Origin of the sequence: Bacillus cereus group sp. BfR-BA-01430 (assembly GCF_022663115.1) — a bacterium.
GTDB classification, from domain to species: Bacteria; Bacillota; Bacilli; order Bacillales; family Bacillaceae_G; genus Bacillus_A; species Bacillus_A cereus_BD.
On sequence record NZ_JAKUEW010000008.1, the window covers coordinates 141,369 to 154,120 of the forward strand.

The window sequence follows — 12,752 nt, forward strand, 5'->3', positions numbered from 1 at the left end:
TACAATATGGTCAGAACCAATTAAAGGGGGACTAGGGTATATGACAACTACTACGACAGTTAAATCTGATATTGAAATTGCACAAGAAGCTCGTATGAAAAAAATTCAAGAAATTGCAGCTGAATTAGATATTTTAGAAGAAGAACTGGAACCTTACGGTCATTATAAAGGAAAATTATCCCTCGATATTTTTAAGCGCTTACAAACGAAAAAAGACGGAAAAGTTGTTTTAGTAACAGCAATTAACCCAACTCCAGCAGGAGAAGGGAAATCAACGGTCACAGTCGGCTTAGGTCAAGCGTTTCATAAGATTGGTAAAAAGGCAGTCATCGCTCTTCGTGAACCATCACTTGGACCGACAATGGGTTTAAAGGGTGGTGCGGCAGGCGGAGGCTATTCGCAAGTTGTGCCAATGGAAGATATTAACCTTCATTTTACAGGCGATATTCATGCGATTACAACAGCGAATAATGCATTAGCGGCATTTATCGATAACCACATTCAACAAGGAAATGCCCTTCAAATTGATACGCGTAAAATTGTTTGGAAACGTTGCGTTGATTTAAACGATCGCGCTCTTCGAAATGTCGTAATCGGCCTTGGTGGACCAGTTCAAGGTGTACCGCGTGAAGATGGGTTTGATATTACAGTAGCATCTGAGATTATGGCTGTATTCTGTCTTGCAACGGATATTCAAGATTTAAAAGCACGTTTATCTCGCATTGTAGTGGCTTATAATTTTGAAAACCAACCAGTTACAGTGAAAGATTTAGGTGTAGAAGGTGCATTAACACTTTTATTAAAAGATGCATTAAAACCAAACTTAGTACAAACATTAGAAAATACACCTGCTATTATTCATGGCGGTCCATTTGCGAATATCGCTCATGGCTGTAACAGTGTAATCGCAACAACAATGGCTGCGAAATTAGGTGACTATGTCATTACTGAGGCTGGCTTTGGTGCGGATTTAGGTGCTGAGAAGTTCCTTGATATTAAAGCGCGTGCGGCAGGAATTAAACCGGAAGCGGTTGTTATTGTTGCAACAATTCGTGCGCTGAAAATGCATGGCGGTGTAGCGAAAGATCAGTTAAAAGAAGAAAATGTAGATGCATTAGCAAAAGGAATGGAAAACTTACAAAAACACGTTGAAACAATTCAAAGTTTTGGAGTTCCATTCGTGATTGCAATTAATAAATTTATTACAGATACAGATGCAGAAGTTGCATATTTACAAGAATGGTGCAACGAACGTGGCTACGAAGTATCCTTAACAGAAGTTTGGGAGAAAGGTGGCCAAGGTGGTGTAGACCTTGCTGAGAAAGTATTGAAAGTAATTGAAAAAGGTGAAAATAAATACGCACCACTTTATGATTTAAACGCATCATTAGAAGAAAAAATTCGTACAATTACTCAAAAAGTGTACGGCGCAAAAGATATTGAATTTGCTCCGAAAGCACGTAAGCAGTTAGCTCAATTTGAAGGAGAGGGTTGGGGGAACTTGCCGGTATGCATGGCGAAAACACAATATTCTCTTTCTGACGATGCAACAAAATTGGGGCGTCCATCGGACTTTATTGTGACAATTCGTGAACTAAAACCATCTATTGGTGCAGGGTTTATCGTTGCGTTAACAGGAACAATGTTAACAATGCCAGGTCTTCCAAAACAACCTGCTGCGCTTCAAATGGATGTAAATGAAGATGGGAAAGCAGTAGGTTTATTCTAAAAGGTTGTAATTCATCTCGTTTATCTGTAAACTATATATACATCAAGTGGCGCCTTTCGATGGAAAGGCGCCTGTTTTTTGGAGGAAATTATGTTTGATCCAACTGCTTTTGAAAATTTAAAAGTAATCGTAGAGGGAGCTATTTATGATTTCGATTTACACGGAGATATTCTTGTTACGAATCGAAAAGATATGATGGATCTTGCGTCATTACGCCGTATATACAATATTTCATTTCAATTAACAGAACGATTAGAACATGCGGTTGAAGCAACGTTTTCGCTATCTGTTGATGCGAAGAATTTGTCTGGTGAAATATTAGAAGTCCCGCAATTTATACCGGGATGCGAAATGAAATTAGCATTTTCATTTCCAGTAGAACAACCAGAAGTAATGTGTCCTAAAACGGAAACACTATTACAGTCGATATGGGGAAAAGAACGAATGATTGTGCAAACAATTTCATACGAATATAATAAGCAAGCGACTTCATATTATAATAAGGCAGAAGTTCTATTTCAAAAAGCGATTACAGAAGACCATGTTGATGATTTAATAGCTGTTGTTTCTCACATGATAGAAACAGTGCGAGAAATACAGCATTTTCTTCAAAAATAGAGATAAAGGAGAAAAACGAATGATAAAAGATATGCAACCATTTTTACAACAAGCTTGGGAGAAGGCGGGTTTTAAAGAGTGTACTGAAATTCAAACACAAGCAATTCCAACGATTTTAGACGGACAAGACGTTATTGCTGAATCTCCAACAGGAACAGGAAAAACATTAGCGTATTTATTACCCCTTTTACATAAGATTAATCCGGAAGTAAAACAGCCACAAGTTGTGATTTTAGCGCCAACACGCGAACTTGTTATGCAAATTCATGAAGAAGTGCAAAAGTTTACAGCGGGAACGGAGATTTCCGGTGCATCTTTAATTGGTGGTGCTGATATAAAGCGTCAAGTAGAGAAATTGAAGAAACATCCGAAAGTAATTGTCGGTTCACCTGGACGTATTTTAGAATTAATTCGCATGAAAAAATTAAAAATGCACGAAGTGAAAACAATTGTATTTGATGAGTTTGATCAAATCGTAAAACAAAAGATGGTTGACGCTGTGCATGATGTTGTTAAAGCTACAATGCGTGATCGTCAATTAGTATTCTTCTCGGCAACCATGACAAAAGAGGCGGAAGAGGTAGCGCGTGATTTTGCTGTGCAACCACAATTCATACGCGTGAAACGTGCAGAAACAAAAAGCTTAGTAGAGCATATGTATATCGTTTGTGAGCGCCGTGAGAAAAATGAGTATATAAGAAGAATTATGCATACAGGTCATGTGAAAGCGGTAGCGTTCTTAAACGATCCGTACCGCTTAGACGAAATTGCAGAGAAATTAAAGTATCGCAAAATGAAAGCAGCAGCTCTTCATGCAGAAGCAAGTAAACAAGAACGAGAAGCAACAATGCGCGCATTCCGCAGCGGGAAACTAGAAATTTTACTTGCGACAGACGTAGCGGCTCGTGGGTTGGATATTAACGACTTAACACATGTCATTCATTTGGAACTACCAGATACGTTAGACCAATACATTCACCGCTCAGGGCGTACAGGGCGTATGGGAAAAGAAGGAACTGTTATTTCTCTTGTCACACCACAAGAAGAACGTAAATTACTGCAATTTGCGAACAAATTAGGCATCGTGTTTAAGAAACAAGAAATATTTAAAGGCACATTCGTAGAGTCGAAGCCGAAAGCACAAAAGAAAAAGAAACCTGCATTTACTGGGAAAAGAAAACCGAGATAAAGGAAAGAAGACATGGCTATAGTTTAAGTTTACTATTAGCCATGTCTTTTTTTATGCTAGAAAGCTTCCATATAAATTAAAATAAGTCATCATATTAAGATATCTACATGATTATTCTCAAGAAGAAATCCTCATTACTTAAATTGCCTTAACCGCTTCTTATAAGTTTATATTTTTTATTATAAAAGAAAAAGGAAGAAAATGAAAAAACATTTTCTTCCCTTTATGTAATGCTATTATTTTGATTGGTTTTTACTGATTGACATAATGAAGAATCCAACAATTCCTCCAACAAGTGGAAGTGTAATCATACCAGCTAAAGTAAAGTATTTACTTAAAAATAGTCCATTTACATCCATTACCCAGCCAGCGACAAATAATAACATCATATATAGTACGAAATAAAACTCACGATTGGAAAGCATTTTATGTTGTGCAGTTTTCATTATCAACACCATCCTTTTATGATTTATAATGGAATTGAAAATGTCACAATTTAGAATGTAAACTGTCACATTTTGTTCACAATTTAATTGTAAAACTTTCCAAAGGAAATGTCTAGTATTTTGTGTCGAATTTTTGAACAAAATTAAAGCGTTTTCATTAAAAAGAAAATAAAATACATACGATGGAATGAACTGGAGAGAAGAGAAAGGGGGAAGTAGATGACTGTTTATCATTTTTCTGTTAAAACAATGACTGGAGAAGAAAAGTCGCTCCGAGATTATGAGGGAAAGGTACTCTTAATTGTAAATGTCGCTAGTAAATGTGGGTTTACACCACAGTATAAAGGGTTACAATCTTTATATGAGAAGTATAAAGAGCAAGGATTTGAAATTTTAGGATTCCCATGTAACCAATTTGGAGGACAAGAACCAGGAGAAGAAGAGGAGATTTTAAATTTTTGTGAAATGAATTATGATGTGACCTTCCCATTGTTTGCAAAGATTGATGTGAAAGGTAAACATGCTCATCCACTATATCAACATATAACAGAACAAGCGCCGGGCATATTGGGAATAAAAGCTGTAAAATGGAATTTTACAAAGTTTTTAATTGGTCGTGATGGAGCAGTAATGAATCGTTTTGCTCCGCAAATAAAGCCAGAGGAATTGGAGAAAGAAATTGAAAAACTTCTCATCTAAACAGCTTATTCCATTTTTCTGCTACCGATTTTTGAATACCTAGTAGAACGTAACGATATGATATTTATTATAGGAAAGATAGGTTGTAAAAATATATTTTTTGAAGAAAGAGCACTTTATGTACAGTTGCTCTTTTTATTTTTCATTTAATAGGTACATGTTTTTTCGCTATGATACAATTGTATTAGTTTATCGCGCTGATACTAAATATAGAAAGGGGCATCAAAAAGTGAGCTTCCTAGATGAATTTGCCAGAGGAGTTAAAGAGTATTTAGAAAACGAGAAGAATGAAAAAATGATTAAGGATGGGCATAGAGATGTGATCTTTCGATATTTATATCAACTAGAAATTAAAATAGGGGTTGTAAGGAATCCCGATTTTTCTTTTTTTACATCTGGTCTACGTTCGCATATAGTAGTGGAAAATATCGAATTTAAAACGGAAGTGAATACTGAACATAATATAATTGAAATTACAAAAATTGTTGATAAAGTAGCTACTTCTCTTGATACAATTATTGTACAAGATGGAGAATTATTTGCTTTAGGTCGTAATGAAAAATTTACAACAAAGATCTTAGAAGACTATTTATGTGAAGTATTTAGTGAAAAGTTAGGATTATCATTAAATGAATGATTCGGCGTGCTCAAATAAGACTTCCATATAATTTGTTTTTTAGCAGTCTGTTGAAGTGAATTTTGATAGGTCTTCTAACTGTCATGAGGATATAAAAAAGAGGCTGGGACATAACTAATTAGCTCTTTGCGAAAGCCGAATCACTTTCAGATAAATTAAGCATTATATTTAAAAAACCTGAACAATGGCAAAACACCGTATGAGTGTCTTGCAAATTTGTTCGGGTTTTACTTTAGCTAAAATATTTTTGTCCCAGTCTCTATAATCGTAACTTGATGACTATGGCCCTTGATAGGTCTTTTTAACTTCCCTCCGAAAGAAGTCTCCCACTTCTAAACGTGAAGGATTACGCTTATTAGCGTTCGTATAGCAAAAAGAACTCTTGGAACGAGAGGGATAGCTCGGTCAGTTTTCGTTAGCTACTAAAAGCAACGATAAGTCGAGAAGCCCACACTTCAAAAATCGTTAGGTTTTAAGTGGGGGGGGGAGTTCACTACCTAGTATTTTATTGCTTTATTCATGAGAAGCGTATGAATATGAATAGAGCTTCTTTTTCTACATATTATCTTTCACAAGCAACCCCGTCACTATCACGATCTAATTTTCGGCTGTATCCAGGTTGTCCTGCATATAGAGGCGCTTTTCCAGCATTCTTAACTTCTTTACAATTTTTATAGTATACGTGACTATTATTGTTTTCTGTAGAATTTATTTGTTCTCTATGAGCTTGTTCTTCAGCTTGACGTTGTTCTTCTTCTTGTTGTTTACGAGCCTGTTCTTCAGCTTGACGCTGCTCTTCTTCTTGCTGTTTACGAGCTTGCTCATCTACTTCATTCTGTTTTGTAAGTTTTTTATCTGTTTTTTCAGTTGCAACTTTTTTTTTCGTTAGCATTTACATTTGGAGTGGAAGGTGTTGCTATAGTTGATAGTACCCCGAAAAGAATAAATAGGATACCAGTAATGAAAAATTGCTTTTTTGCCATACCAGTTTTTTTAATGACAGATAGAATGGATAAGACAAGAAAGAAAATGAATAGAATGAAGCATAGATTAGCAAAGAAATTAACGATAGGATGCTCTGTTTCTGCTGCGCTTATTCCAAATATTAAAAACGAAATCATAAAACAAACAACTGCAGGCCTCCCGTATTTCATTGCTTTCCCATTTTTCTTAAAGGATGCAATGATACATAAAATGAGTAGAATGATAGCGATCCAAAATAAAATTGTACTAAGATTACTCCAAAAAAGCATGTTTTTACCTCCATTTGTAAAATATGACCGGTTTAATTATATAGCAATATATTAAGGATATATAGTTTAAAACAAAAATCAAAAAAATAAGTTATTTAATAGGTTTTAATATTATTTTTTCTTTATATCATAAAAAATAGATATAAACACTATTACTTTTTTGGTGTTCATTCATAGAGTATAGTATCTCGTCTGAAAGGAGGGGAATGGAATGAACTTACAATTATTAGTGACTTGTATTTTAGAAGAAAATGGCGCGTTCTTCTTAGTTACAAAAGTGGATGATGTTATTACGTTAAAAGTGCCAATTACTGAAAGTTTAGCAAATTTATTTCTAGCGCTAGGTGTACCAAGATGTTCTTAATATGAAGTAGTATAGTAGGAAGGTGTGAGAGAACTCCGCTTTCCTACTAATACATAATATTTTTATGTTAACTAAATATATATAATACTAAAACGGTTTTTATGTGAAATGAAAAAGAGAAAAGAAGTGCGGGTTTCTATTTTTATATTTGCGATTTCTATATCGTTTACATTTCTTCATTCTGATTTCCTGCTGCATTGTCTGATTTGGAAAGGTGGAACAATTTCGTGCGGACATGCATATAGTATAGTGCTATAAAGCATGTGAAAGTAATCCAATAGTATAGAAATGAACGAACTCCTTTCTGAAAAATAGATGAGGTGATAAATGAGATGAAAAAACTAACATACAACTTGCCGATAGAATTGCGAAGAGAATGGTTTTTAGTAGAGTTGGCCTACTTAACAAAAAAATATGGAATTGAAATCGGGACAGATAGGGATGAAAGTTCTCTATTCTTACAAGATCAAGTTACAAGGCAGAAAATAGGTAGTGGCCTATACTATGATAAGTATGACGATGAATATATAGTAGAAGGATTCCGTATTAGTAAGTAGATAATGATGTATGAAGATTTTGATGCAAGATAAACAAGATAGGCAAGTTATAAGTATACATCTTTTTATGAGAGTGGTGAAAGTATGGAAGAAATTGATTATCTAAAGTCCAAAATGGAAGACTTAAAGTCAAATCAAAAGGAAATTATGAGAGATGTTCGTAATTTGGAAACTCGTACAACGATTAACGAAAAAGATATTTCTACTATAAATAAACAATTAGAAAAAATAAGCTTGAATACAACTTGGATTTTACGGATTATTATCAGTTCCATTATTGTAGCAATTTTAGGATTAATTATGAACGGAACTATGTGAAGCAATATTCTATGTTTTCATTTGATGAAGGATATTTAAGAAAGTAGATTCTAACAAAAATGAATCTGCTTTTTTTATTTTGTATTGTATACAAAAATATTTTTATTGAGAAACATTATATTAGTTTATTTTTAAAAGGAGTTCAAACTGAAAGGAAGAATAGCATTGGTAAAGTAGGAGGCGCTGCTTTATTTCAGAGATGCTATTTATCCCACTATTTTAGGGCAGCCCGATTGATGAGAGTTCATAATCAGTGAGGGATGAAGAAAAACCCCACTGATTAAAGTTTCACTTTATATAGTTAGCAATTTGAAAAGATAAAATAATTAAGTTTGAATTTATATTAGTATAAGAAAGTGCCGTTATTTCCAAAGGAGGAGTTTTTATGAAAATCATGAAAAGGTGTATTGTTTTATTAATTGCATTTCTTTTTATTTTTTCTATGTATAATAGTAAGAATGTGCAAGCAAACATAGGAACGATAAATGGAAAATGGTTTCCTACTTCAGAGGCATTTACACCAGGGGATTGGTTTTTAGGTGAGAAACCTTTCAATTATGATGAAAATAGACCACCCATTGTCTTTGTGCAAGGGAGAAATGGAAGTGCAGATACTTGGTATGGAGAAACGGTGTATCATGAAATGAATGATATGTACGAATATGCATTTCGAGCTGGATATCAAACCGTATTTATTCAACTATATGATGCGGCTGGTAAGGGATCCGCTACTCAATGGAAAAATGGACAATTATTAGCTGAAAAGCTAGAAGAGATATATACCTATTTTGGGAAAAAAGTAAATATAGTAGCTCATAGTAAAGGAGGAATTGACACACAAGCAGCCCTTGTTCAATATGGAGCAAACCGTTTTGTGGGAAATGTGATCATGCTTGCTTCACCACATTATGGCTCCAATTTAGCTGATTTATCATATAGTTGGTGGGCCGGTTGGTTAGCTTCATTATTAGGGCAAAGAGATGAGGGTACATATTCTTTGCAAATAGGTGAGATGGCGCATTTTCGATCCATTATAGATCAGAATCCAAATAGTAGATTAAATGGTTACTATACGGCGACCGGAACAAGTTGGGGGCCATGTTTTTCGGCTTTATCAATAGGCGGGCTATACTTATCAAATTATGGTTCAAATGATGGCTTAGTGAATGAATGGAGCACGAAGTTACCGTATGGAATCCATTTATTTACAGATTCGGGACTCAATCATGATAATATTCGAAAAGGTTCTGCTGTTTTTTCTAGAATTGAACCTTATTTACGCACCTCTCAAGTGAAAGTTCCGTCTAACTTTCATTCTGTTTCTAATGAAATAAGTAACAATACCAATCCTCCTTCTAATCAAACCATTTTGGGAGGTGCGTTACCGCAACATAATTGGGTGAATCAACCATTTGTAGTAGACAGAAAAACAGAAGGGACTGTTTCAATTTTAACTGCTTCTTCAGAAGTGAAGATAGAATTACTATCTCCATCAGGAAAGATATATACAAATAAAGATAGTGTGACTACGATTGGAGAAGAGGAATCATACTTTAAAGGAGCATCCATTCATACATTTCAACTTTCTAAAATGGAAGAAGGAGAATGGAATATTAAAATGTTAAGCAATCATCAACAAGATGCGTACATGATGGTTGTTAATTATAAGCAAGATGATGCTCCATTTACTTTGAAAATACCGAATAAAATGAAAGCTGGGACAGCGAAATATCAATTGGAGAAGTCTGCTAAGGCACCGGAAATTCAAAAGGATGTATCTGTTACGGTACGGATCATAAATAAGGAGGGAACATTAGTTTCTGCGTCAAATGATGGGAAACAAATAAATGATAATATGGTTACAGGGCTTTTGAAGAATATGACAGAACCAGGTGTCTATAACGTAACGTTTGATATAAAAGGTCTAAATAAGGAAGGAAAGGTGTATACGCGTACAATGATTCAGTCGGTCTATATCGAAAAGTAAAATAATACAACAAAAATCTCCTGTTAATGGGAGATTTTTGTTGTATTGCATGTAGTTTAAAATAAAAAATTTGATTATGTTTTGTTTTTTAACTCTTGCTTTCATAAGTTAATCACTTGTTAAAAATACTTTCCCTTTTGTTTTTTTTAAGGATTCGACTGTATCGACAGCTTTTATTACATCTGTTAAATCATAGGTAGAATCAACTGTCATAAAACGTAATTTTTTACCCTCTACTAAATGAATCAAACGATGAAAGGTTTCTTGCCATTTATGTACTGAGACATTTTTATTCCAATTTCGTAAATGAAACATATTAGCATTCACTCTCGCTTTATTTATAATATCTACCCAATTTACTTGTATTCCTGATAGAAGCCCTATGGTTAAAAAATTACCATTAGGGTGTAAACAAAAAGCCAATTCATTTCCATCTGAGCCTCCAATGGAATCAATAGCAGCATCTGCCCCCATTCCATTTGTTAATTCCATCACTGATTCATAGAGTGAAGCAGTAGAAGTATCTATTACATAAGAAGCCCCGAGGTGAAGTAAAGCCTTTGTATATTTCTTGTTTCTTGTAACTGCAATTAATCGAAAACCTAAAATCTGCGATAGTTGGGCAAAAAGATGCCCAATGGAAGAACCACAAGCGTTAACCAATAAAACATCGTTCAGTTTTAATTTTAGAATTTCCGTACAAGTCACCCATGCTGTAATTGGATTGATATACATTTGTGCTGCAGTAAAATCATGCATTGAATCAGGTATAGGAATAGCAAAGTCTGCTGATGTCTTAACAAACTCTTGCCAAGTACCTTCTCCACGTAAAGGTAAGACACGTTTGCCAATAAGGTCTTTAGAAACTAAAGAGCCTATATCTTCTACAATACCAACTCCTTCATAACCAGGTATGTTAGGTAAAGAAATCCTATGTGCATATGCTCCTCTTATTGGAATTAAGTCAGATGGATTTATAGGTCTCGCTAACATTCGAACTATAATTTCTTTGTTTTTTGGTGGTTCTATATTTTTATATTCAATTTTTAACACGTTTTTAGGACTACCGAACTCATGAAATGTAATACATTTTCCGTACAAAATAATGCCCCCTTAGGATAATTAGATTCATTATATCATCTTCAATTAAACGGTCTCTTTAATTTATAACATAGAGGCTAAACGAGATTGAGAACATTGTAATATATTTTTACGTTGTGATTTTACTCAAAGCTACAGTGAAAAATAAAGTTTGAAAAATCTATTAAATGTGCAGAGATTAGTGAGCTGATCAAAAAAGGGAATCATAATGTGTAAGGAATATCGCAGCATTTTAGGCATTTGCTCTGACCGTAAGACAAGTTCTGAATATGATAATAGAAAAGGAGATGATTTATAGTGCCAATTGCGGCAATTTCAGCAGGTCATAATAGCATCGTTCCTGGGGCAAGCAGTTCTTACGGAAGAGAAGAATTAATTGCTCGGGATTTTGTGCAGCGAGTTGGGCATTATTTTAGACAGGTAGGTTGGAGTGTAGTAGATTGTACAGATAACGTCGGAACAACACAAACGGCTGTATGGACCAATTGTGCAAATAATCATTTACGCGTGAAAAGTACTTTTGATGCCACTTTTCATTTGAATTCTTTCAACGGTTCTGCAAGTGGAACGGAAGTGTTATATCATCCGAGTTATGGAAATTTAGCGAAGTGTGAACAACTTGGGAAAGTTGTTGCGAATGCATTTGGGACAAACTGGCGCGGGGTAAAATCTCGTCCTGATTTAGGGTGGTTAAATAAAACAAAAACAGATTATTATTTTGAACTATTGTTTATAGATAATGAAAGTGATATGAAAAAATATAATCAAAATGTGGACAAGGCGGCACGTGCACTTGTATCAGCTGTTACAGGAGTAGATCTAGCACCAGTAAATAAATATGTTGTCACAGGCGGATTAGGTGTGAATGCAATTTTGGAAGTTTCAAAGTACTTTTTAGATCATAATTGGTGGGCAAAGGTTGAGTTTCCAGGGGAAGGAAACAATCCATTTGCAACAACAGGTGGTTTAAGTGAAGAATCGCTTGCAAAGTTTGAAGCATGGTTAAAAGCGCGTGGATGGTATTATGAAGTAAGACAGTAGTTATAAATAAAGAATACCCTAAGTGCTTGTATTTCAAACATTTAGGGTGCTCTTTTTTATGGTGGGAAATATTTCTAAAATTGCTCGTTCTTCTCCCAAGATTCTACAATATAATGAGCAATCGTTGGATTAAATCCTTTTCCAACTAAAAACATAATCGCAGCAATTTCGGTCATTGCGTGTTCGTGGGATGTATGCTTCGCTTCATTCATACCGTATTGAACCCAAGGTTTTACAAAATCAAGGACAGGTTTTTTTAAAGAGAGAAACTGTGTGCCGACAACTTGTTGAATTTGTTCTTGTGTCGGTTCAGTGGGAATTGGTGTCGCTGGGCCTGGTGGTAAGATTTGTGGTTGTATCGGGTTTAATGTTGGTGCTGGTGGCGAAACGCGAAAGTTTGGATATGGTTGATACATTTGAGGCTGCTGATAGGTAGCTTGCTCTGATAAGTATGGATTTTGTTGATTTTGTGATTCGTACGGTTGTTGTACAAACTCTTGATTTTGTTGATTTGTATTTGGGAGATACTGCGTTTCTTCTGATTGTTGCGGCGTATATGAATGTTGCTTATATTGAGGCTCTTGATGTTGTTGAGTGAAATATGGATTTTGTGAGATTTGGTTTTCTTGGAAATTTTTTGCGAAGTCTGAGTGGTTTGCATACTGAGGTTGTGATGCCGAGTGAAACTCCTGTTCTTTGATTGCAGTATGTCGTTCTTCATTTTGAGGGTAGTATGGTTGCCCTGGGTAAGGCTGTTGATTATGATAAAACATTTGATTTCCTCCTTCATCATCATACATACAAAATAGTCTA

Annotated in this window: 13 protein-coding genes and 1 pseudogene; 10 read left to right on the plus strand and 4 right to left on the minus strand. The window is 34.8% G+C overall.

Features of this window, described 5'->3' with window-relative positions; all coding sequences use genetic code 11:
• The first annotated feature begins 40 nt into the window (after positions 1–40).
• From MR058_RS14970 to MR058_RS14980, 3 genes are all read left to right on the plus strand, one after another.
• Positions 41–1,729 carry a formate--tetrahydrofolate ligase gene (locus MR058_RS14970; RefSeq protein ID WP_277926578.1) on the plus strand — a complete coding sequence of 563 codons (1,689 nt, stop codon included), beginning with the start codon at positions 41–43 and terminating at the stop codon, positions 1,727–1,729.
• 90 nt (positions 1,730–1,819) lie between these two features.
• Positions 1,820–2,347: a hypothetical protein gene (locus tag MR058_RS14975; protein WP_242144747.1), complete on the plus strand. Its 528-nt coding sequence runs from the start codon at positions 1,820–1,822 to the stop codon at positions 2,345–2,347.
• 19 nt (positions 2,348–2,366) lie between these two features.
• Positions 2,367–3,536, plus strand: coding sequence for a DEAD/DEAH box helicase (locus MR058_RS14980; protein WP_242144748.1), 1,170 nt, complete (start codon positions 2,367–2,369; stop codon positions 3,534–3,536).
• Positions 3,537–3,772: 236 nt separating this feature from the next.
• Here the strand turns inward: MR058_RS14980 and MR058_RS14985 are convergent, their stop codons facing one another.
• Positions 3,773–3,994 (minus strand): DUF3925 family protein, encoded by a 222-nt coding sequence (locus MR058_RS14985; RefSeq protein ID WP_242144749.1) that lies wholly within the window; start codon positions 3,992–3,994, stop codon positions 3,773–3,775.
• A gap of 207 nt (positions 3,995–4,201) precedes the next feature.
• Between MR058_RS14985 and MR058_RS14990 the strand changes: the two genes are divergently transcribed.
• A complete protein-coding gene (locus MR058_RS14990) occupies positions 4,202–4,681 on the plus strand; it encodes a glutathione peroxidase (protein WP_242144750.1) in 480 nt (159 codons plus the stop codon).
• A gap of 229 nt (positions 4,682–4,910) precedes the next feature.
• Positions 4,911–5,318, plus strand: a complete 408-nt coding sequence (locus MR058_RS14995; RefSeq protein WP_242144785.1) for a DUF3942 family protein — start codon at positions 4,911–4,913, stop codon at positions 5,316–5,318.
• Positions 5,319–5,880: 562 nt separating this feature from the next.
• Here the strand turns inward: MR058_RS14995 and MR058_RS15000 are convergent.
• Positions 5,881–6,571: pseudogene (locus MR058_RS15000) on the minus strand (excalibur calcium-binding domain-containing protein).
• Between the two features lie 211 nt (positions 6,572–6,782).
• Here MR058_RS15000 and MR058_RS15005 point away from each other — a divergent pair.
• From MR058_RS15005 to MR058_RS15020, 4 genes are all read left to right on the plus strand, one after another.
• Complete coding sequence (locus MR058_RS15005; protein WP_242144751.1) at positions 6,783–6,935, plus strand: exosporium protein G; 153 nt, start codon at positions 6,783–6,785, stop codon at positions 6,933–6,935.
• Positions 6,936–7,267: 332 nt separating this feature from the next.
• Positions 7,268–7,492 carry a hypothetical protein gene (locus tag MR058_RS15010; RefSeq protein ID WP_242144752.1) on the plus strand — a complete coding sequence of 75 codons (225 nt, stop codon included), beginning with the start codon at positions 7,268–7,270 and terminating at the stop codon, positions 7,490–7,492.
• An 84-nt stretch (positions 7,493–7,576) separates the two neighbouring features.
• The gene (locus MR058_RS15015) at positions 7,577–7,810 is read left to right on the plus strand and encodes a hypothetical protein (RefSeq protein WP_242144753.1); all 234 of its coding nucleotides are present in this window, start codon (positions 7,577–7,579) and stop codon (positions 7,808–7,810) included.
• Positions 7,811–8,195: 385 nt separating this feature from the next.
• The gene (locus MR058_RS15020; RefSeq protein ID WP_242144754.1) at positions 8,196–9,797 is read left to right on the plus strand and encodes a lipase family alpha/beta hydrolase; all 1,602 of its coding nucleotides are present in this window, start codon (positions 8,196–8,198) and stop codon (positions 9,795–9,797) included.
• Positions 9,798–9,905: 108 nt separating this feature from the next.
• Here MR058_RS15020 and MR058_RS15025 read toward each other — a convergent pair whose 3' ends face one another.
• The gene (locus MR058_RS15025; RefSeq protein ID WP_242144755.1) at positions 9,906–10,898 is read right to left on the minus strand and encodes a zinc-dependent alcohol dehydrogenase family protein; all 993 of its coding nucleotides are present in this window, start codon (positions 10,896–10,898) and stop codon (positions 9,906–9,908) included.
• Positions 10,899–11,195: 297 nt separating this feature from the next.
• Between MR058_RS15025 and MR058_RS15030 the strand changes: the two genes are divergently transcribed.
• Positions 11,196–11,939, plus strand: a complete 744-nt coding sequence (locus MR058_RS15030; RefSeq protein ID WP_242144756.1) for an N-acetylmuramoyl-L-alanine amidase — start codon at positions 11,196–11,198, stop codon at positions 11,937–11,939.
• Positions 11,940–12,013: 74 nt separating this feature from the next.
• Here the strand turns inward: MR058_RS15030 and MR058_RS15035 are convergent, their stop codons facing one another.
• The gene (locus tag MR058_RS15035) at positions 12,014–12,712 is read right to left on the minus strand and encodes a hypothetical protein (RefSeq protein ID WP_242144757.1); all 699 of its coding nucleotides are present in this window, start codon (positions 12,710–12,712) and stop codon (positions 12,014–12,016) included.
• Positions 12,713–12,752 lie beyond the last annotated feature (40 nt).